The organism is Kitasatospora sp. NPDC093806, from assembly GCF_040683335.1.
In the GTDB taxonomy this organism is placed as follows: Bacteria; Actinomycetota; Actinomycetes; order Streptomycetales; family Streptomycetaceae; genus Kitasatospora.
In genome coordinates, this window is sequence record NZ_JBFBDO010000076.1 from 1 (window position 1) to 20,377 (window position 20,377).

A 20,377-nucleotide genomic window follows, 5' to 3' on the forward strand; every position below is an offset into this window, starting at 1 on the left:
GCTGGCCGTCCTGGCCGCCGTTGGTGCCACCGCCGCCGCCGGCCGCCGGGACGCCGGCGTCGGCACCCGGCGAGGCCCCGCCGCCACCGCCGGCGATCAGCAGCGGGTTGGTGCCGTAGCCGCCGTTCCACACGGCGCTCAGGCCGCCGCCGCTGCCGCCGGCGGCGAGGGTGGTACCCGAGCCGCCGGCTCCGCCGCCGCCGTAGGTGGAGCTGGTGCCGTTGAGCCGGCCGCCCTGCCCGGAGGTGACGGTCAGCTGCTGACCCGGCGTCACGGCAAGCGTTCCGGTGGTGTATCCGCCGCCACCGCCGCCGTACTGGCCGGTGTAGTAGGCGCTGGGGGTGCCCGCGCCACCGGCACCGAACACGCGGGCGTAGACGCTGCTCACGCCGGCCGGCACGGTGAAGGTCTGGTCGCCGCCGCTGTAGGTGAAGCGGACACAGTTGGTGTTGGTGCCGGTCGGCGTGCAGGCGACCTGGGCGCGGGTCTGCTCGGCGAAGGTCGTGACGGCCCGCTGCGGTTGCAGCGGCGCGGCGACGGCGAACCCGCCCTCCGGCGTCAGGCAGAGCAGGGCGAGCACGCCCCGCACCACCGTCGAGACCCGACCGTCGAACACCGACCTGACCGCGCGCACCCGGTACCGTCCTCCCACGATCACGCGTCCACACGCGTGCGCGATCAGGAATAGCCCGGACCGGGCCCAAAGAACGATCACCTGACGTGATGTCATCGGTTTTTCGTCCCCGTTTCCCCGCTTTCGGCCCAGTGCCGAGGCCGAAGGGGGTGGCCAGGGGCAGTGCATGTTCGAGATCGGTCCGGTCCGCCGGTCTTGTGATGTGATGTATCTGGGTGCCCGACCCACGCAGTCGGCGGGGGCGGCGGTATCCGATGCTCCCCCTGTTGTGCGCGGCGGCTTCGGCCGTGCCGGCCGGTGCCCGTTCCCTCATCGCGATCGGGGAGTGGATAACGGACGCCCCGCAGTCGGCCCTGGAGGTCCTCGACTTCCCGGCCGAGCCGCTCACCGGTGTCCATCCCGTCCCTCACCCGGCGACCGTCCGGCGCCTGCTCCAGCGGCTGGACGGCGACGCTCCGGACGCTGCCATCGGAGCACTCCTACAGGCCGGAGGAGTACACCCGAGCGAGTCCGAGCGATCGGCGAAGCCGGTGCCGCGGGCGATCGCGGTCGACGGCAAGACGGTCCGCCTCGACCATCCCGGCGCCCGCCAGGCGATCCAGACCGTCCGATGGCGCCGCGACCGCTCGACCGGGAAGCTCACCATCGAACGGGTCTACCTGATCACTGGCCTGGACACCTACGACGCCACCGCCGTCCAGCTCGCCACCTGGATCAGGGGCCACTGGGGCATCGAGAACCTCCTGCACCACGTCCGAGACCGGACCTTCCGCGAGGACGACTCCAAAGTCCGCACCGGCCACCTGCCCCGCACCATGGCGGGCCTGCGCAACCTCGCCATCCTCATCTTCCGCCAGAACGGCCACACCAACATCGCCGCTGCCCTCCGCCACACCGGCCGCGACCACACCCGACCCCTGCGAATCCTCGGCCTCACGTGATCAATCCGGACAGACCGCAACCATGCAATGCCCCTGGGATACATGCGGCGTTCCCTCAGCGGCCATTCATGATCCCTAAGCTCACGCCTCGTGAAGAACGTGAAGAGGGCGATCGTGTTGCTCGCCTTGATAATGAGCTGCTTCCCGCTGACCCCGACGGCGTTCGCGGCGGCCAAGTCGCCCGCGCAGGTAGCCGAGGACTGCGCCGACCCGAGGCCCACGCAGGCCGGGGACATCATCTACTGGGACCCCGAGTGCTACCTCACCTTCAAAAGCAGCAAGCAAGTATGGGGCGAGGCCACCATGCCCGACAAGCTCGGCGGTGGGAACAGCCCCATCGCCTACGGCTGCACCAGTAGCGGCAGCGTGAGCGTCGCCGGAACCAAGAGCTCCTCCACCAGCTTCTCCTTCGGCCTCGACATCGGCGGGAAGAAGAAGTTCGGTGACTGGGAGGCCTCCGTCGGGCCCAAGCTCGGTTGGAGCTGGACCTGGAGCACCAGCGACACCCACACGCACACCGCCACGGTCCCCCTGGGCAGCGTCGGCTGGATCGAGGTCAGGGAGCCGCTGATCGAGGCGGTCGTCGACATCGATGCCCGCTACGACGGCAACAGGAACGAGCTCGTCAAGAACGCGGTCGTCCGGGTGCCGGACACCAGCCGGTCCTTCGCCTGGTTGTATCAGAGCCGCAAGATGACCGACGCGGAGCTGAGGGACATCTGCGGGCAGGACCCGCCGGCCACCAAGACCTACGACATGTGGTCGGCCGGCGGCAAGGCTCCCTACAAGAACCTGCTGAGCGGCAAGTGCCTGGCCATCGGCCCCACCGTCCCCAACGGCGGGCTCGTGGTGCAGCGTACCTGCGACGGCGGGGCCGCGCAGAAATGGAACGCCGTCAAGGCGAGCAACGGCTATTTCACCATCCGCAACAACAATGGCTACTGCCTCACAGTCCCCTACAACAACGGCACCCCGCCCGGCCAGAACACCCAGCTCATGTGGTGGGGCTGCGAGACCCGCTGGGACTCGGGCAACCAGCTCTGGTCGGTCAACCCGACCAAGATCAGCGGTACCTACACCTTCACCAACCAGTGGACGGGGCTCTGTCTCGCGCCGCACTCCAGTGAGATGACCAAGAACGGCGGCCGGGTGACCATCCGCAAGTGCGCGTAGCGGGATCGGTTGACCCCTCCTATGGAGTCCTCTGCGGAGTGGAGAAGACTCCGTAGGAGGGGCCCTGTGGACTCTTCTGCAGGAGCGAACCGGACTCCACCGGAGTCCATTCCGAAGCGGACTCCGGTGGAGTGGAGTCCGCAAGCGTCCAGAGCGTCGCCGTCCAGCCGCTGGAGCGGGCGCCGGACGGTCGCCGGGTGAGGGACGGGATGGACACCGGTCAGCGGCTCGGCCGGGAAGTCGAGGACCTCCAGGGCCGACTGCGGGGCGTCCGTTATCCACTCCCCGATCGCGATGAGGGAACGGGCACCGGCCGGCACGGCCGGCCCACGGTGACGATGGCCGGGTGTTCCGGGGTGTCTGGCGGGCGGCCGTCAAGGCGCGGCGAAAGATCGACAGCTTTCGATGTCGACGGCGTTGAACGAAAGTGAAGTATTTCGTCGGTGAAGGTTGATTCGGTGGCCAATTGGCGGTTGGACTCCCATTTCTCGGCATAGCGTTGGCCGGCGAACCGCCATTGCTGGGCGGATGGAAGAAAGAGTTTCGGGAAAGCAATGCGTAATCGTTTTCGTCATGCAGCCGTAGTGGCAGGAATCGTGGGCGTCGTGGCGCTCCCGGCCGCGAATGCCTTCGCCGACACGCCGTCCGGCCCCCCGGCCGCGCCCCCGAGCGCGGACCCGCACCCGTGGCCGACCGGGTCGGCGACCCCGACGGTCCCCGGGCCGGCGGGGAACGGGCACAAGCTGAAGACGCAGGAGCTGCTCGACGGCTACGTCGCGGACGTCACCGAAGAGAAGGGGACCTATACGGCGGAGATCCGCATCGCCCTCAGTGGGCCGCTGCTGACGCTGAAGGTGGACAAGGGCGCCGCGCCGGTCACCGGTAAGCACAATGGCCACACCTTCATCCTGTCGGGCGACGGCAAGGTGACCGCGACCAAGGACAAGGCGCCGGATGTGGCGAGGCGGCCGGCCGGTTCGCAGGAGCTGATCGACGGCTACATTGCGGACGTCTTCAAGGTCGCCTCCGCGGCGGGTGTGGAGAAGGGCTACGAGGCGGACATCCGCATCGCCCTCAGCGGGTCGCTGCTGACGCTGAAGGTGGACAAGGGCGCCAAGCCCGTCACCGGCAAGCACAACGGTCACACCTTCACCCTGTCGGGCGACGGCAAGGTGACCGCGACCAAGGACGCCGGCGACCAGCCCGGTACGCCCAAGCCGACCTCGCCGTCCGGTGGGCAGCAGCCCACCGGGCAGCCCGGCGGTGGCGCACCGTCCAATGGTCAGTCGTCCGACGGCGGCAAGCCCGCGAACCAGGCGCCCGCCGGTGAGCAGCCCAAGGGGCAGCCTGCGGGTGGCGCGCCGTCCAACGGTCAGTCGTCCGACGGCGGCCGGCCCGCGAGCCAGGCGTCCGCCGGTGAGAAGTCCAAGGGCCAGACCTCTCTGCCGGTCGTTCCCAAGGGCGCCGTGAAGGCGGGCGCCGAGTCCGTCGACGCCGGTACCGGGGTGCTCGCGGCGGGTGTCGGCCTGGCCGGCGCCGGTGCCGCGGGCCTCGCCCTGGTCCTGCGCCGCCGCGGCCAGGCCTGATCCCCGTTCCCTCCGCCCCGGTGGCCCACTCGCCCGGCGAGTGGGCCACCGGGGTTCCCATTGCCCGGAGCAGCTCGTGATTCCCAGTACCCGCGCCCGTTCCCGCCACCGGATCAGGCTCCTCGCCGCCGCGGCCGTCGGCTTCGTCGCCCTCGGCACCACGGCCGCCTGCGGCGGTGCCGCGGACCTTCCCCCGGATCCCCAGGTCGGCACCAGTTCGGCCGCCCCGGCCCCCGAGCCCGTGCAGGCGCTGCCGAAGGCCCGCCCGACCGGGATGAGGATCGACACGGCGGGCATCGACGCCAAGAAGATGGTCGACCTCAAGCTCGACGCCACGGGCGAGCTCGGTGTCCCGGACCCCGACACCGACGCGGACAGCCTGGGCTGGTGGCCGGAGAGCGTGACCCCGGGCGAGGTCGGGATCTCCGTCCTGGTCGCCCACTTCGACACCAAACACGGCCCGGCCCTGATGAAGGACGTCGGGAAGATCAAGGCGGCCGACGTCATCGAGGTCCCGCGTGAGGACGGCACGACCGCGAAGTTCCGGATCCGGGAGGTCCAGGGCGTGCCCAAGAAGGACTTCCCGACCGAGAAGGTCTACAGCTCGACCGACCACGCCGAGCTGCGCCTGCTGACCTGCGGCGGCGGGATCGAGGACGGTCACCGCACCGACAACATCATCATCTACGCCGACCTCGTCGTCTGAGGCCGGTCGCTCGGGCCACGGGCTCGCGAAAGCGCCCGGCCGGGGTTCTCCCGGCCGGGCGCCTTCGTCTGGTGGTGGGCCCCTCAGGGGAAGGGGCGCCGACGGGTGATCAATTCCTGGACGAGGGCGTACGACTGGGTGCGCAGCCGGTAGTCCGGGCAGGGCGTGGAGACGGCCAGGGCGTCGGGCCGGTACAGGTCGAGCAGCCGGTTCAGCTCCGGCCGGATCTGGTCCGGGGTGCCGACCAGGGTCCGGGGCCGGGCCGAGGATGGGGGAGCAGGGCGCGAGGGGTGCGGCTCCGCCGGTTCCGACCAGGCCAGCAGGGCCCGCATGGCCGCGGCGTCGTCGGGCTTCTCGGCGCACGCGATCCGCAGGGCGAGGGCGACGCGCTGCGCCTCGGGGTCGCTCTCCGTCTCACAGAACATCCGGTAATAGTCGAGCGGCTCGGGGTGCGGCAGTCGATCGGCGGGGAGTCGGAGGCAGAACGGCAGCCCGTACGTGGCCGCAGCGATGGCGTCCTCGGTGTGCCGTCCGGTCAGCCAGATCCTCGGCGTCGTCCCGGGCGGTGGCGAGGAGGCATCCGGGGTCTCCTCGTAGCGGAGGGCGGCGAGGAGCGCGGCGAGCCGCGGACTCGGGGCATGAGGGCCGTGCATGGTGTCGGGGTCCGGTGTGACGATCAGGTCGGTTCGCCGCGGGTGCAGGTGCGCGAGCGACATGAAGCCGGCGACGCCGCGGACCGGGCCGCCGTCCGCGGGCAGCACCAGGCCGGATCCCACCCGGATCGACGCGGTGATGGCGGCGGCGGCGGAGGCCATGGCGGCGAGCACGTACCCGTGGCCGGTCGTGTCGGGGCCGGCGGCCGCCCAGTAGCCGTCCCACCCCAGCTGCTCGCAGTCGAGCGCCAGCCGGACGGCCTCCTGAGCGGCGAGCGCCGTACCGGCCGGCTCGTTCGCGTGGCCCGACACGTGGATCGGTGCCTGATCATCGACGATCAGTTCCATCGGAGGGGAGAAGAGCCTTTCGGATCGTGGAGCGGTGGCGTCGCGCCCCGAATGAAATACGAGGCGAAACGATTCCTGGTCGATTCGGTACAAATGGACCGTAGCACCGGGGAATGCCACTTTCGCTGCCGTTCCGGTCAACTTTGGATTCGCCCGGCCGGGATTTGATCAACGGGCGCCCGGTCGGTCCGGCCGGGCGCGGAATTCCGAAAACCGGAGATCAATTCAATGAGCATGGACAAGCGGCGCACCGAGACCGCCAAGCGCTGGACGAAGCTGGTGGCCGTGCCGGTCGGTGTCCTCGGCGCCGGCGCGATGGTGCTCGCCGCCACCCACGCCACGGTCACGGCCTCGGCCTGGAACAACAACAACGTCATCGAGTCCGGTTCGTGGACCAAGTCCAAGGTCGGCAGCGACAAGGGCACCGACGCCGTGGTCGACCTGACCGGCGCCAAGAGCCTGATGCCCGGTGCAACCGGCACGGCCAAGGTGACCTACACCTACGAGCCCGGCAAGGCGGAGGGCAAGGAGAGCTGGGGACAGGTGATCCTCAAGGACATCGCCGTCACCAAGGGCCAGGGCCAGCCGGTCATCATTCCCTCGCACTCCGAGCTGGCCAAGCACCTGCGCCTCAAGATCGGCGTCAAGCAGGGCAACCACAAGGAGGAGAAGGAGATGACCCTCGCCGAGTGGTACGCGAGCGAGAACGAGGGCCGCCGGGTGGAGCTGCTGCGGCAGAAGCTCGACCGGAACCAGATGCAGGCCCCGACGAACCGGGCTGACGTCACGCTGGACTGGAAGCTGGACGACGACGCCCCGGCCGAGGCCGCGAACTCCGGCCTGAAGTTCGGCCTCGGTGCCGAGATCGACGTCGTGAAGTAACGCTCCACCCTCGTGGCGGCCGCCCGTCCTCCCAGTGGGGCGGCCGCCACGAGGCGGGGTTGGCCGGAGGGCAGGAAGGTGTATGGAATGAATGGCGAATCGACGCCGGGGGAGGAGAACGGGGGAGCGGAGGGGACCGCTCCGGAGGAGACCGAGAGCTGGTGGCAGGTCTGCCGGGTCGCCGCGTGCTGCGCGAGCGTCACGCTGGTCACGAGTCTGCTGGTGATGCCCCTGGCCGCCCTGGTCTGGGGCTGGAGCCCGTCCGTGATCGTCTCGGGCTCGATGGAGCCGGCGCTCAGCCGGGGCGATGTGGTCGCCGCCAGGTCGGCGACCGTGCAGGAGGTCGGTGGCGGAGCCGTGATCTCGTTCAAGGACGCGGCGCGCGGCGACCGGATGACGACTCACCGGGCCGTCGAGCGACTGGAGGACGGCGCGGCCTACCGGACCAAGGGGGACGCCAACCGCGACCCCGACCCCGCGCTCGTCCGGGCCGAGCAGCTGGAGGGCATCGTCACCGTCGCGATCCCGTACGCCGGGACGGCCTGGCTCTGGCTGCAGGACGGGGAGTGGGGTGCGGCGGCGGTCGCCGTTGCGGTGTACGTGTTGCTGCTGCGGGGCTGCCGCAACGGTGCGCGGGACTCCGGACCCGCGCTCGCGACGCCGTGAGGCTACTCCTCGTCGAGCAGGCCCGCGATGTGCGCCAGGATCGCGGCCTGGGTGCGGTTCTCCACGGCCAGGGCGCTGAGCAGCCGGGAGACGTAGGCCTTGACGGTGCCCTCGGCGAGGTACATCCGCTGGGCGATCTGGGCGTTGGACAGGCCGCCGCCGACCAGGCGGAGGAGTTCGCGCTGCTGGTCGTTGAGCTTCTCCAGGCGGCGGCGCTGGTCCGGGGGGACGCGGGCGGGCTGGGTGGCGCGGTCGCGGGAGGCGTTCACCAGGTGGGCCGCCGAGGCCGGGGCCAGTACGGTGCCGCCGCTCGCCACCAGGCGGATCGCGCCGACCAGCTGCTCGGGCGGGGCGTCCTTCAGGAGGTAGCCGGCGGCGCCGGCCTGGAGGGCCTCGGTGACGCCCTCCTCGGTGTCGAAGGTGGTCAGGACCAGGACGATCGGGGGGTTCGGCAGGGCGAGCAGCTGCCTGGTGGCGGTGATGCCGTCCATGCCGGGCATCCGCAGGTCGGTCAGCACCAGGTCGGGGGCCAGGGCCCGGGCCTGCGCGAGGGCCGCGGCCCCGTCGGCGGCCTCGCCGACGACGGTGATGTCGTCGGCGGCCTCCAGCAGCGCGCGCAGCCCGAACCGCACGAGCGGCTCGTCGTCCGTCACCAGCACGCGGATCACTGCCGCCTCCTCCGGGTCCGTTCCACTGTTCGCCCGGTGCCACGACCGGGTGTTTCGAGATCTCCGAGGGTCGCACGGCGGGCGTTCACCAAAGTGGATGATGTGCCCGCCGGAAGTGGGTTCTAGGGGTGTACGGGGGCCGGGGCCGGGGTGTCGAGCGGGAGCGAGGTCACGACCTTCCAGCCGCCCGCCTCGGTCGGGCCGGCGTGGAACTCCCCGCCGAGCAGGGAGACGCGTTCGCGCAGCCCGAGCATCCCGAAGCCGTCGCCCGCCACCGCGATGCACCGGGCGGGGGCCTGCGACGGATCGTTGCGCACCATGGCTTCGAGCCTGCCGTCCGCCGTGGTGATCCGCACCTCGGTCTTCGCCTCCGGGGCGTGCTTGACGATGTTGGTGAGCGACTCCTGGACGGTGCGGTACGCGGTCAGCGCCAGCTCCGGGGGGACGGGGTCGAAGACGTTGGTGGCGAGGGTGACGGGCAGGCCGGACGTCCGGGCGTCGGCCACCAGCTTCTTCACGTCGGAGAGGCAGTGGCCGGCGATCACCGAGTCGTCGCCGTCCCGCAGCGCGCCCAGCACCTGGCGCAGGTCCCGCAGCGCGGCCCGGGAGGTGTCGCCGATGGCCCGGGCCACCTGCCGGCTCTCCGGCTTCACCCCCGGGACGAATTCGAGGGCCCCGGCGTGCATCGCGATGATCGCGATCCGGTGGCCCAGGACGTCGTGCATCTCGCGGGCGAGCCGGATCCGCTCCTCCGTCCTGGTCTGGGCGACCCGGCGCTCGCGCTCCTCGCGCAGGGCGACGATGCTCCGCTCGTAGGCCCGCCCGCCGAGGCCGAAGACGATCGGGAGGAGGGAGTAGAAGGCCGAGGTGAGCAGGTTGTTCGACATGCTGCTCACCGGCGATCCGGGGAGCAGCATCTTCAGCGGCACGGACAGGGTGCCGACCAGCGTCAGCACCAGCGCCCGGTGCCGCGGCTGGTACCGGGCGAGGTTGAACAGGGCGATGAAGACGGGGGTGCGGGCGCCGTCCAGGACCAGTCCGGCCAGGGACAGCACGGCCACCGCCAGCGGGGCCCGGCGGCGCCACAGGAAGGCCGCCGTCACCAGCAGGGCGACCAGGGAGGCGGGCAGCGCGCTGCACAGCAGCCCGGTGGCGGGGTTGAGGGCGTTGTTGACGGACCCGATGGCCACCAGGCCGACGACCAGGAGGTCGAGGCGCATCCAGGCGGACCGTCCGGCCGGCTTCGTGATGGCGGCGTACCAGCGCTCGAAGGCGTCCGGAGCGTCGGAAGGCGTCACGGCGAGGGGTCCTTGATCAAAGGTGGCTTATCCGGGCGAAAGGGACAGAGTGTAGTCGGTGCCCGGCTCGGCTGCGGACCCGTCCCGGCGGGTGGACCCCGGCCGCTCGGGCAGGGTGTGAAAGGGAGTTTCGGGAGGGGGGAATCGTTTCCTGTCGATTCCCGATCGTCCATGCACGAATGGTGAATTCCCAGGCAACCAGGGATGCGTTTTCATCGACCTTCGGCCGTGGAGTCCGATGCCCCGGCGAGGGGATGATCACTGGATGCCCGGGGGTGCGGATTCAGCAGCGAATTCCGCGCGGTTCCCGCCGACCCGGCACGACCTCCCCACAGAGAAAGCGCCATGAGCATTCGCCGTCTTCGTAACAGCAGCGCCCGCCTCGTCCGGACGGCCGTGACCCTCGCGTCCGGCCGTCCGCCCGGGCCCCGACCCGACATCCGGGCCCGGACACCCTTCGACCGAGGGGCGGAGGCGGCGCCGTTCGCGGCCGCGGCGGACGCCCTGGACCCGGCCGCCGCGGCCCGGCTGTTCGTCGTCGAGTCCGGCCGGCTCGGCCTGGACGAGGCGGACCCGGTGGTGGCCGACGTGGTGGCCCGGTGCGGGCACCACCCGCTCGCCGTCCGGCTGACGGCCGCCCGGCTGCGCCACCGGCCGTCCTGGCCGCTGGCCGGTCTCGCCGCCGAACTGGCCGGGACGGCCGGGCGTCCGATGGGCGTGCCCGCCGTCGCCGGCGCCTTCCACCTGGCGTACCGCGATCTGGAGGTGCCGCAGCAGCGGCTGCTCCGGCGGATCGGGCTGGTGCCCGGACCGGACCTCGACGTCCTGGTCGCCGCGGCCCTGGTCGACAGCGAGCCGGCCGCGGTCGGCCGGCTGCTGGACGCCCTGGTCGACCGCCACCTGGTCGAGCGGCCGGGCCGCGGCCGCTACCGGGTGCCCGAGGCGCTGCGCGAACCGGCCAGGGTGCTGGCCTTCGGCGACGGCCCCAACACCCGCGCCGCGGCCGTCAACCGGCTGCTGGACCACTACCTCGCCTGCGCGGCCACGGCGAACCGGCACCTCGCCCGCCGCCCCCTCCTGACGGCCGGCCGGCTCACGCCGAACCCGGACCGGGCCCCGGACCTGTCCACCCCGGAACGGGCGGTCGGCTGGCTGCGGGACGAGTGCGCCAACCTCCAGGCGGCGGTGGACTTCGCCGTCCGGCACGGCCGCCACACCCACGCGGTGCTGCTGCCGACGGCCCTGTACGCCTTCCTCCGCGGTCGGGGCCACTGGCCGGAGGCCCGGGTGCTGCACCGCCTCGCGCTGGACAGCGCCGCCATCGTCGGCGACCGGCGCGGCCGGGCCGAGACCCTGCTCAACCTGGGCGAGCTGGACGGGCTGACGGGCGAGCAGACGGCGGCCGAGGAGCGGTTCCGCGAGGCGCAGGAGCTGTACCGGGGCCTTGCGGACCGCACCGGCGAGGCCTACGCCCTGTCGGGGCTCGGCCGGGTCCAGGAGTCGCTGAGCGGCTACCGGACCGCGGTGGAGACCCACCAGAGCGCGCTGCACCTGCACCTCGCCGCCGGGGACCGGCTCGGCCAGGGCGCCGCGATGGTCGGGCTGGCCCGCGCGCAGCTCGCGCTGGGCGACCACGGGCCGGCCACCCAGAACCTCCAGCCCGCGCTGGAGCTCTTCGACTTCCTGGGCAGCCGACCCGGCCGGGCCGACGCCAACCTCGGCCTGGGCGTCGTCGGCGAGCGCACCGGCCAGTACCAGGCCGCCGCCGCCCGGCACTGGGAGGCCGCGCACCTCTGCGCCGCCATCGGTGACCGGCCGGGCCGGGCCGCCGCGCTGGCGGCGCTCGGGCGGATGCAGCAGCTGACGGGCCAGTACCCGGCGGCCGTCGGGAGCCTGGAGGAGGCGCTGGAGCTGCACCGCGCGCTGGGTCACGACGAGGGGCGGGCGGACACCCTGCTGCTGCTCGGGGACGCCCACCTGGCGCTCGGCGAGACGGCGCGGGCGCAGCGGGAGTTCACCGCCGCGCTGGAGCTGCACCGCGAGGGCGGCCGTCGGCACGGGGAACTGGAGGCGCTATTCGGGCTGGCCCGGGTGGACCTCGCGGCCGGCCGGGCCGTGGTCGCGGTCGAGTGGCTCTCCGGTGTGGTGTCCGGCTACCGCGAGCTCGGGCTGCGGTTCGGCGAGTCCCGGGCGCTCGCGGTGCTCGGCGACGCCCAGCGGTCCACCGGCGCCTACGAGTCGGCGCTGCAGAACCTGTGGCGGGCCCTGAGCCTGTGCCGGGACCTCCAGGACCCGGGGACGGAGGCGGAGGCGCAGAACCTGCTGGGCCGGCTGCTCGCCGAGACCGGCTGGTCCGACGCGCGCACCCACTACGCGCTGGCCCGCGACCTGGCCTGTGAACTCCCGCTCCCGCACCAGGAGATGCTCGCGCTGGAGGGCGCCGGGACGATCCTCTGCGGGGAGGGCGAGCAGGTCGAGGGCGAGATCCGGCTGCGGCTCGCCCTCAACGTCGCGGACCGGCTCGGCACCCCGGACGCCGAGCGGATCCGCGCCCGCCTGGACGCCCTGGCCCCCGGTCCCGCCTCCACCCCCGGCCCCGTCGCCAGGGCCCGGCTGATGGCGGTGCCGGACGAGGTGGACTGATCGTCGCCTGAACCGACACGACGGCGGTTCCCGGACCCGGTCACGGGCTTGGGAACCGCCGTCGTCGTCTTCCCGCCGAGCCGCCGTGACCGGAGGGTGTCCGGTCACGGCGGGGGGCAGCGGCAGGCAGGTCAGTGCACGTCGCCCATCAGGGCCCGCACCCTCCGGCGGCCCAGGTGGACGGCGAAGCCCGCCGCGACGGCCAGGGCCGCCTGGCCGAGGACGGCCGCGGGGCCGTTGAGGTCCACGCCGGCCGTCGCCAGCAGCCCGGTGACGCAGTCGCCGGTGGTGACGGCGAGGAACCACACGCCCATCATCTGCGAGGCGTACTTCGCCGGCGCCGTCTTGCTCGTCAGGGAGAGGCCCACCGGCGACAGGCACAGCTCGGCGACCGTCTGGATCAGGTAGATCAGCACCAGCCACATCGGGCTGACCCTGCCCTCGGCGCCGGCCGCGAGCAGCGGTACGGCGAACACGAAGAAGGAGGCGCCGACCAGGACGAGCGCCAGCCCGAACTTCACCACGGTGCTCGGCTCCTGGCCGCGCCGCGCGAGCGCGATCCACAGCCAGGCGAAGACCGGCGCCAGGGCCAGGATGAACAGCGGGTTCAGGGACTGGAACCAGGTGGACGGGAAGTCGAGGCCCAGCAGGGTGTTCGCGGACCGGGTCTCGGCGAAGGTGGCCAGCGTGGAACCGGCCTGGTCGTAGATCATCCAGAACACGGCGGCGGCGCCGAAGAACCAGAGGTAGCCGTTCACCCCGGACTGCTCGGCGGCCGTGAGGTCCTTGTCGCGCTTGATCCGGACCAGCACGCCGACCGGGATCAGCAGACCGGCCAGCGAGAGCGGGATGAGCACCCAGTTCAGGGTGAAGGCGTCGGTCAGGACCAGGGCCGCGTAGCCGAGGGCGACGAGACCCGTGACGGCAGCTGCCTTGACCAGGACCGCGGAGCGCTCCCGGGGGCTCAGCGGGTTCGGCACGACGAAGCTCTGCGGGCTCAGGTGCCGGGTGCCGAGCAGGAACACGCACAGGCCCAGGGCCATGCCCACGCCGGCCATCGCGAAGCCCACGTGCCAGTTCAGCGTCTGGCCCACGGTGCCGATGACGAAGGGCGCGGCGAAGGCGCCGAGGTTGATGCCGACGTAGAACAGCGTGAAGCCGCTGTCCCGGCGCGGGTCGGCCGGGCCGTCGTACAGGTGGCCCACCATCGTGGAGATGTTGGCCTTGAGCAGGCCGGAGCCGACCGCGACGAACGCGAGGCCGGCGAAGAACATCACCTGCCCGGGCAGGGCGAGCAGGAAATGTCCCGTCATGATCACGACGCCCGCGATGACGACGGTCTTCCGGGCGCCCCAGACGCGGTCGCCGAACCAGCCGCCGGGCATCGCCATCAGGTAGACCATGGCGACGTAGACCGAGTACACGGCCGTCGCGACCGTCGCCTTCATGGCGAAGCCGCCGCCCTGGCTGTCCACGACGGCGTCCGACCCGCCGGAGATCAGGTAGACGACGAGGAGGGCCCGCATGCCGTAGTAGGAGAACCGCTCCCACATCTCGGTGAAGAACAGGGTGGCCAGGCCACGGGGGTGACGGGAGAGGGGTCTCCCGCCGGCGGCGCCGACCGTGTCGGTGGTCAGGCTCGATGCCATGGTGGTTCCTTACTGATTGCTGCTCGCTGGTCGCCGGTGGGGGCGCCCGCCGGACGGGCGGCGCCGCGACCCTGCGACGGATCGGGGTCGGCGTGGGGGCCGACTGCCTGGGTGTCCCGTGCCGGAACGGCCGGATCTCCCGCAGGCTCCTCATTTCTAGGCCACGGTCCCGGCGCGCGACAGTCGTCGATTGTTCCCGGCGGGCTCCCTTTCGGTGTGGACGACCGGCCGATTCGTGCACGATCGTCGATTCCCGGTGGACGACTTTCGATGCCCCGGTAATCATCTTCGGCTGCCGCCGGGTCGACTTCCTCGGTGCGTTCCGTCCCTAGGATTCCCCGGGTCGGAACGAAGATCGACTTCGAGTTCGAGGAGGAAGCAGCTTGCTGCTCACGCTCATAGGAATGGTCGAGCGGCTCACACGGCCCCGCCGGGAGGCGGTCGTGCTGCCCCTCAGCCGGGCGGCGGCGACACCGGCCGAACTGTCGCCACCCGCGCCACCCGCGCCACCCGCGCCACCTGCGCCGCCCCGCACCGCGGACCCCGGGCCCGCTCCCGCCGAACCCCGTTCGTGACCGGGCGGGGGCGCGCTGCCGGCACCGTCACGTCCCAACGGAGATCCCTGTGTTGAGAATCCACTGCACGGTCGAGGACCTGGCGCGCTCACGGATGGTGGCCGGGCTCGGCCCGATGACCGAGGCCCTGTTCGCCCTGCACCTGTGGACCCGGGGCGGCTCCGCCGTCTGCCACCCGTGGCGGGCCCGGGTGCGCGCCGAGCTCGGCGCCCGCGGCGCCGGGCTGGAGGCCCTCGCCCAGCGGTACCGGACCCTGCCGGAGCTGCTGCACGCCTTCGGCCGGCCCGCCGAGGGCCGCCCGGCCGAGGGCGGGGCCGCGCCGGAGCTGAACGCCGAGCTCGCCGCCTTCGCCCAGGTCGCGGTGCTGCCGCACTGGGGAGAGGTCCGCACTCAGCTGGAACGGATCCGGGAGGCCCGGGCCCGGATCGTGATCGCGGGCGGCGTCGAGCGGCTACTCGGCACCGTCCACCCCAAGCTGCGCTGGAACGGACGGGTGCTCGAACTGCACGACGGACCCGACCGGGACGTCCGGCTGGACGGCCGGGGACTGGTCCTCAGCCCCGGGTTCTTCCTGCCCGGGCGGACCTGCGTGTTCCTGGAGCACGACCGCGAGGTCGGCGGCCCCGTCCTGGTCTTCCCCGTCGACCCGACCGTGCGGCAGGGGCTCGCGACCGGGCCCGGCCCCGACGAACAGGCGCTCGGCGCCCTGGTCGGACACACCCGGGCGGCCGCCCTGCAGACCCTGACCGACACCTGCACCACCAGCGAGCTCGCCGAGCGGCTGGGCATCTCCCTGGCCGGCGCCAGCAAGCACGCGGCGGTGCTGCGCCGGGCCGGACTCGTCACCACCCTGCGCAACCGCAACACCGCGCTGCACACCCTGACCGGACTCGGCGTGGCGCTCGTGCAGCGCCACGGCACCCGGCCGCCGGCCGGAAGCCGCGCCGACATCCCCGCCTGAAAGGTACCGACATGGCCAACGCCAACCCCTTCGACGACGCCGAGGGCACCTTCCACGTCCTGATGAACGAGGAGGACCAGTACTCGCTCTGGCCGGCCTTCGCCGAGGTGCCGGCCGGGTGGCGGGTCGTCCTGGCCGACGCCGACCGGGCCACCGCGGTCGAGCACGTCGACGCCAACTGGACGGACATGCGCCCCCGGAGCCTGGTCGTCGCCACGGACTGACCACCCGACCGCCCACCTCCACCCCACCACCCACCACCGGCCCCCGGGGCCAGTACGGAACGGCCTTCCCATGACGATTCGCCTGCTGATCGCCGACGACCAGGAGATGGTCCGGCGCGCGATGCGGCGGATCTTCGAGGGGCAGCCGGACATCACCGTCGTCGGCGAGGCCGCCGACGGTGTGGCGGCCGTCGAACAGGCCGAGCGGCTGCGTCCGGACGTCGCGCTGGTCGACGTCCGGATGCCGCGGATGGACGGCCTGGAGGTGGTGCGGCGGCTCTGCGGCCCCCGGGCGCCGGAACCCCGGGTGAAGGTCGTCGTGGTCACCACCTTCGACCTCGACGAGTACGTCTACCCGGCGCTGCGGGACGGCGCCTGCGGGTTCCTGCTGAAGCGTTCGGGGCCGGCCCTGCTGGTGGAGGCGGTGCGGGCCGCGATGGCGGGCGAGAGCCTGATCAGCCCGGCCGTCACCGTCCGGCTCCTGAAGCACCTGACCAGCGGCGAGCCCGGCGGCGAGCCGGCGGGGGAGCGGCTGACCGCGCGGGAGGCGCAGATCGCCGGGCAGGTCGCGGAGGGCCGGACCAACGCCGACATCGCGGCCGAACTCTTCATCTCGGCCGGCACGGTGAAGACCCATGTCGCCGCCGTCCAGCGGAAGCTGGGGGTGCGCAACCGGGTCGGCATCGCGGTCCGGGCCGTCGAGCTGGGCTACGCGCCGGGCCGGTCCGCCGCCTCCCGCCTGCCCGGGCCCCGCACGGAGGGCTCCGATGCCTGAGACCGACCGGCGGCTGACCGCCCTCGCCGTGCTGGTCACGGCGCTGCTCGTACCCGTGCCGCTGGCGCCGAACGGCGGCCGGTCGGCCGCCCTGGAGGCCGCGCTGCCCGCCGTCCTCGCGGTGACGGTGGCGGCGCTGCGCGGCCTGCTCGGGCCGCGGGCGGTGCCGTTCGCCGTCGGCGGGGTACTCGCCGCCTCCCTGGCGGTCGACCTCGGCTACCAGGGGAGGGCCCAACTGGTCCTGCCCTGGGTGCCGTTCGAGCTGGCGGCGCACCTGGTGCTGCTGGCCTGGGTGCTGCGCCGGGCGCCGCTCGGGCAGGCCGCGGCGCTCGGTCCGCCGCTCGCCCTGGTGGCGCTGGCACTGCCACTCCGCTACACCCTGCACCACCCCCCGAGCGACGTCGAACAGGGCGTGCTGCTCTGCACGATCACGGCCGCGCCCGTGCTGGCCACGGCGGGCGTCGCGGTGCACCTGCGGCTGCAGGACGCCCGCCGGGCCCGCGCGGTGCGCGCGGCCAGGCGCGAACAGCGCCTCGAAGTGGCCCGCGACCTGCACGACTTCGTGGCCCACGAGGTCACCGGCATCCTGCTGGAGGTGCAGGCGGCCCAGGTCAGCGGCTACGACGCCGAGCAGACCCGGGAGCTGCTCGACCGGCTGGAGGCGGCCGGGCTCCGCGCCCTGGAGTCCATGGACGACACGCTGCGGACCCTGCGCGAGTCGGACGGCCGGCCGTTCACCGAGCCCCCGCCGACGCGGGTCTTCGGCCTGGCGGACCTGCCCGACCTGATCGACCGCTTCCTCGCCTCCGGCACCCTGACCGGCAGCCTGGAGCTGGACCCCGGCCTGGCCGGCGCCGCCTCGCCCGAGGTCGAGGACGCCGTCTACCGGCTGGTCCTGGAGGCGCTCACCAACATCCGCCGGCACGCTCCCGGCGCCACCCGGCTCGCGGTCCGCGCCGGCCTCGGGGACGCCGGCCTGCTGGTGTCGGTGACGGACGACGGCGGCGGGAGCGCGTCACGCGTACGCCACCGCAGCGGCGGCGGCACCGGCCTGCTCGCCCTCACCGAGCGCGTCCGCAGCCTCGGCGGCGACGCCAGCGCCGGCCCGCACGAGGGCGGTTGGCGCGTGAAGGCCTCCTTGCCGCTCGCCTGAGGAAATCCGCTCCGACCCGGGGATTCCGGCGCGATATCTGCCGAATGGTGGATGTCGTCGGAGCCGGTGTCCGGAATTCTGGATCGCACACCAATTGATCCGGAAAGGCGAATCATGCTCGAAATGACCGACGTCACCAAGGTCTACAAGGGGGGGAAGCGCGCGGTCGACGGAGTGTCGATGCGGCTGGGGGCCGGAATCCTCGGGCTGCTCGGGCCGAACGGGGCGGGCAAGTCCTCGCTGATGCGGATCGTCGCCACGGTAACCCGGCCCAGCAGCGGCCGGCTCATCTACCGGGGGGCCGACGTACTGGCCGAACCGGATCTGCTTCGCCGCGAACTGGGCTACCTGCCGCAGGAGTTCGGCGTCTACCCGAATCTGACGGCGCGGGAGTTCCTGGCCTACCTGGCGGCCGCCAAGGGCCTGTCCGCGCGCTCGGCGAAGGCCCGGATCGAGGAACTGATCGAGCTGGTCAACCTCACCGAGGCGGTCAAGCGGCCGCTCGGCAAGTACTCCGGCGGCATGCTGCGCCGGGTCGGCATCGCCCAGGCGCTGCTGAGCGACCCCCGGGTGATCGTGGTCGACGAGCCGACCGCGGGGCTGGACCCGGAGGAGCGGGTGCGGTTCCGGAACCTGCTCAGCGAACTGGCCGCCGACCGGCTGGTGATGCTCTCGACCCACATCGTCTCCGACATCGAGTCGGTCGCCTCGGACGTCGCGGTGGTGGCCGCCGGCCGGCTGCTGCGGCGCGACACCCCCGAGGCCCTGCTGGCCGAACTCGACGGCCGGGTCTGGGAACTGACCGTCGCCCCGCACGAGGTCGCCCGCCACCAGGACGCCCACCTGGTGAGCCGGACGGTCCGCACCGCCGAGGGCGTGCGGCTGCGCGTCCTCGCCGACGGCGCGCCGGTGCCCGGCGCCGTCCCGGTGCCGCCGGACCTGGAGGACGCCTACCTCGGCATCGTCCACCGGCCCGCCGCCGCCCTGGACTTCGCCGCCACGGCGGTGCGGGCATGAACGCGCGCAACCTGGCCGCGCTGGCCCTGGGGGACTTCCGGGACCGGGTGCGCCGCCCCGTCTACGCGGTGACCCTGCTGGCCGCGGTCGGCCTCGGCTGCCTCGCCGTCCCGCCCGCCGGCGGCCGGTGGGCGATCGTCGCCGTCGGTGAGTACCGCGGGCTCTACAACAGCGCCTACACCGGCGTGGCGACGGCCCTGGCGGCCGCGCTGTGGATCACCGTCGGCGGCTTCTACGTGGTCCGCAAGGGCATCGGCCGGGACACCGACACCGGGGTCGGCCAGATCCTCGCGGCCACCCCGCTGCGCAGCGCCGGCTACCTCGCCGGGCGCTTCCTGAGCAATCTGCTGGTGCTGGCCTCGATGCTGGCCGTACTGGCCGGCACCACGCTGGTGCTGCAACTGGTGCGCGGCGAGGACCGCGCCGTCGACCCGGTGGCCCTGCTGGGACCGTTCCTGACGCTGGCGCTGCCCGTGGTCGCGGTCACCGCCGGTGCCGCCGTCTTCTTCGAGACCGTCCGGCCGCTGCGCGGCGGGGGCGGCAACGTGGTCTGGTTCCTGCTGGCGCTGGCCTTCTGCATCGGCGGGCAGGCCGGCGGGGGACCGTTCGACGGCCTGGGCGTCCACGAGGTGTCCGGTTCGATGGACGCGGCGCTGACCGGCGTGACGGGCGGCGCTCCGCACCGGCCGTTCAGCCTCGGTCTGACCAAGGTGGACGCGCCGCTGATCCCGTTCCAGTGGGACGGCCTGCGGCTGTCCGGTGGTTTCCTGTGCGGCCGGCTGGTGCTGGTCCTGCTGGCCGTGGGGCTCGCCGTGCTGCCGGCGCTCTGGTTCGGCCGCTTCGACCCGGCCCGGTCGTCCGGGTCCGTCAACGGCGGCGTCGGCGCAACCGGCAGCGGGCAGCAGGACGTGCCGACCGCCCCCGCCGGACCGGCGCCCGTCGTGCTGCCGGCCACCGCGCCGGAGCGGGGCCGGGGCATCGGCCGGCTGGTCGCCGGCGAGGTCCGGATCCTGCTCGGCGGGGTCTCCCGCTGGTGGTGGCTGGGCGCGGCGGCGCTGGGCGCGGCCGCCGCCGTGCTGCCGATCGGCCTGGTCACCGGCCTGGTGCTGCCGGCGCTCTGGCTGTGGCCGGTGCTGCTCTGGTCCCGGCTGGGCAGCCGGCAGGCCGAGCACGGCCTGGACGGTCTGCTCGGCGCCTGCCCGGCCCCGCGGCTGCGGCTGCTCGCCGAGTGGGCCTCCGGCCTGGTGCTGACCGTGCTGCTCGGCCTGGTCCCGCTGGTCCGGGAGCTGCTGGCCGGGGACGTACGCGGGGCGGCCTGCTGGGCCGCCGGTGCCCTGTTCATCCCCGCCCTGGCGATGTTCCTCGGCTACCTGAGCCGCTCCCACCGCCCCTTCCAGGCGCTCTACCTGCCGCTCTGGTACCTGGTGGCGAACCACGTCGCGGCCGTCGACTTCATGGGCGCGGTCCGGGTGGCGGGCCGTCCGGCGGGCCCCGGCCCGCTGGTGGTCGCGGCGCTGGCGCTGGCGATGCTGCTGGCGGTGGTCCTGCTGGGCGCCGCCCGGCGCGGCACGAGGGACTGAGCCGTGCCGTTCGGAGCGGACGGCTGCCCGGCCTGCCGGCGGCGGATCGCCGAACTCGCCTCCGAGAACGCGGAGTTGCGCGAGGCCAACGAGCTCCTGCGGCGGATCGCCGCCGGCTGCCTCGGCCGGGCGGAAGGGCGGGACCCGGGCGGCCGCGGCGGCCCGGGAACCGTGCTCACCCTCCCGCTGCCGGACCCCGGCTGAGGGCTGCTCAGAAGGGCTGCTCAAGAGGGCTGCTCAAAAGG

General features: G+C 73.1%; 18 protein-coding genes and 1 pseudogene. 14 read left to right on the plus strand and 5 right to left on the minus strand.

Features of this window, described 5'->3' with window-relative positions:
- A pseudogene (locus tag AB0N76_RS28150) lies at positions 1-634 on the minus strand (hypothetical protein); the annotation flags it as partial.
- A gap of 254 nt (positions 635-888) precedes the next feature.
- Here AB0N76_RS28150 and AB0N76_RS28155 point away from each other — a divergent pair.
- From AB0N76_RS28155 to AB0N76_RS28170, 4 genes are all read left to right on the plus strand, one after another.
- Positions 889-1,575 carry a transposase gene (locus AB0N76_RS28155; RefSeq protein WP_363561698.1) on the plus strand — a complete coding sequence of 229 codons (687 nt, stop codon included), beginning with the start codon at positions 889-891 and terminating at the stop codon, positions 1,573-1,575.
- Positions 1,576-1,665: 90 nt separating this feature from the next.
- Positions 1,666-2,748 carry an RICIN domain-containing protein gene (locus tag AB0N76_RS28160; protein ID WP_363561700.1) on the plus strand — a complete coding sequence of 361 codons (1,083 nt, stop codon included), beginning with the start codon at positions 1,666-1,668 and terminating at the stop codon, positions 2,746-2,748.
- A 584-nt stretch (positions 2,749-3,332) separates the two neighbouring features.
- Positions 3,333-4,334 (plus strand): hypothetical protein, encoded by a 1,002-nt coding sequence (locus AB0N76_RS28165; RefSeq protein WP_363561702.1) that lies wholly within the window; start codon positions 3,333-3,335, stop codon positions 4,332-4,334.
- Positions 4,335-4,410: 76 nt separating this feature from the next.
- Positions 4,411-5,040, plus strand: a complete 630-nt coding sequence (locus AB0N76_RS28170) for a sortase (RefSeq protein WP_363561704.1) — start codon at positions 4,411-4,413, stop codon at positions 5,038-5,040.
- A gap of 83 nt (positions 5,041-5,123) precedes the next feature.
- Here AB0N76_RS28170 and AB0N76_RS28175 read toward each other — a convergent pair whose 3' ends face one another.
- Positions 5,124-6,041, minus strand: a complete 918-nt coding sequence (locus AB0N76_RS28175; protein ID WP_363561706.1) for an LLM class flavin-dependent oxidoreductase — start codon at positions 6,039-6,041, stop codon at positions 5,124-5,126.
- Positions 6,042-6,269: 228 nt separating this feature from the next.
- Here AB0N76_RS28175 and AB0N76_RS28180 point away from each other — a divergent pair, with 228 nt between their 5' ends.
- Positions 6,270-6,923 (plus strand): hypothetical protein, encoded by a 654-nt coding sequence (locus AB0N76_RS28180; RefSeq protein ID WP_363561708.1) that lies wholly within the window; start codon positions 6,270-6,272, stop codon positions 6,921-6,923.
- Between the two features lie 87 nt (positions 6,924-7,010).
- Positions 7,011-7,589, plus strand: coding sequence for a signal peptidase I (locus tag AB0N76_RS28185; protein ID WP_363561710.1), 579 nt, complete (start codon positions 7,011-7,013; stop codon positions 7,587-7,589).
- Between the two features lie 2 nt (positions 7,590-7,591).
- On the opposite strand, the gene AB0N76_RS28190 is transcribed toward AB0N76_RS28185, so the two are convergent.
- Positions 7,592-8,257, minus strand: a complete 666-nt coding sequence (locus AB0N76_RS28190) for a response regulator transcription factor (RefSeq protein WP_363561712.1) — start codon at positions 8,255-8,257, stop codon at positions 7,592-7,594.
- 122 nt (positions 8,258-8,379) lie between these two features.
- Positions 8,380-9,555 carry a histidine kinase gene (locus AB0N76_RS28195; RefSeq protein WP_363561714.1) on the minus strand — a complete coding sequence of 392 codons (1,176 nt, stop codon included), beginning with the start codon at positions 9,553-9,555 and terminating at the stop codon, positions 8,380-8,382.
- A gap of 345 nt (positions 9,556-9,900) precedes the next feature.
- Here AB0N76_RS28195 and AB0N76_RS28200 point away from each other — a divergent pair, with 345 nt between their 5' ends.
- Complete coding sequence (locus AB0N76_RS28200) at positions 9,901-12,198, plus strand: hypothetical protein (RefSeq protein ID WP_363561716.1); 2,298 nt, start codon at positions 9,901-9,903, stop codon at positions 12,196-12,198.
- Positions 12,199-12,329: 131 nt separating this feature from the next.
- Here AB0N76_RS28200 and AB0N76_RS28205 read toward each other — a convergent pair whose 3' ends face one another.
- On the minus strand, positions 12,330-13,847 hold the full coding sequence (locus tag AB0N76_RS28205) for an oligopeptide:H+ symporter (RefSeq protein ID WP_363561718.1): 1,518 nt from the start codon (positions 13,845-13,847) through the stop codon (positions 12,330-12,332).
- Between the two features lie 624 nt (positions 13,848-14,471).
- Between AB0N76_RS28205 and AB0N76_RS28210 the strand changes: the two genes are divergently transcribed.
- The 7 genes from AB0N76_RS28210 (at position 14,472) to AB0N76_RS28240 (ending at position 20,336) form a co-directional block, all read left to right on the plus strand.
- Positions 14,472-15,383, plus strand: coding sequence for a winged helix-turn-helix domain-containing protein (locus AB0N76_RS28210; protein WP_363561720.1), 912 nt, complete (start codon positions 14,472-14,474; stop codon positions 15,381-15,383).
- Positions 15,384-15,394: 11 nt separating this feature from the next.
- Positions 15,395-15,607 (plus strand): MbtH family protein, encoded by a 213-nt coding sequence (locus AB0N76_RS28215; RefSeq protein WP_363561722.1) that lies wholly within the window; start codon positions 15,395-15,397, stop codon positions 15,605-15,607.
- 70 nt (positions 15,608-15,677) lie between these two features.
- Positions 15,678-16,382 carry a response regulator transcription factor gene (locus AB0N76_RS28220; protein WP_363561724.1) on the plus strand — a complete coding sequence of 235 codons (705 nt, stop codon included), beginning with the start codon at positions 15,678-15,680 and terminating at the stop codon, positions 16,380-16,382.
- Positions 16,375-17,535, plus strand: coding sequence for a histidine kinase (locus tag AB0N76_RS28225; protein WP_363561726.1), 1,161 nt, complete (start codon positions 16,375-16,377; stop codon positions 17,533-17,535). Before AB0N76_RS28220 ends, AB0N76_RS28225 begins: the two co-directional genes overlap by 8 nt.
- A gap of 114 nt (positions 17,536-17,649) precedes the next feature.
- Entirely contained in the window at positions 17,650-18,552 is a 903-nt protein-coding gene (locus tag AB0N76_RS28230; RefSeq protein ID WP_363561728.1) for an ATP-binding cassette domain-containing protein, read from the plus strand.
- Positions 18,549-20,132 carry a hypothetical protein gene (locus AB0N76_RS28235; RefSeq protein WP_363561730.1) on the plus strand — a complete coding sequence of 528 codons (1,584 nt, stop codon included), beginning with the start codon at positions 18,549-18,551 and terminating at the stop codon, positions 20,130-20,132. Before AB0N76_RS28230 ends, AB0N76_RS28235 begins: the two co-directional genes overlap by 4 nt.
- A gap of 3 nt (positions 20,133-20,135) precedes the next feature.
- Positions 20,136-20,336, plus strand: coding sequence for a hypothetical protein (locus AB0N76_RS28240; protein WP_363561732.1), 201 nt, complete (start codon positions 20,136-20,138; stop codon positions 20,334-20,336).
- The last annotated feature ends 41 nt before the right edge of the window (positions 20,337-20,377 follow it).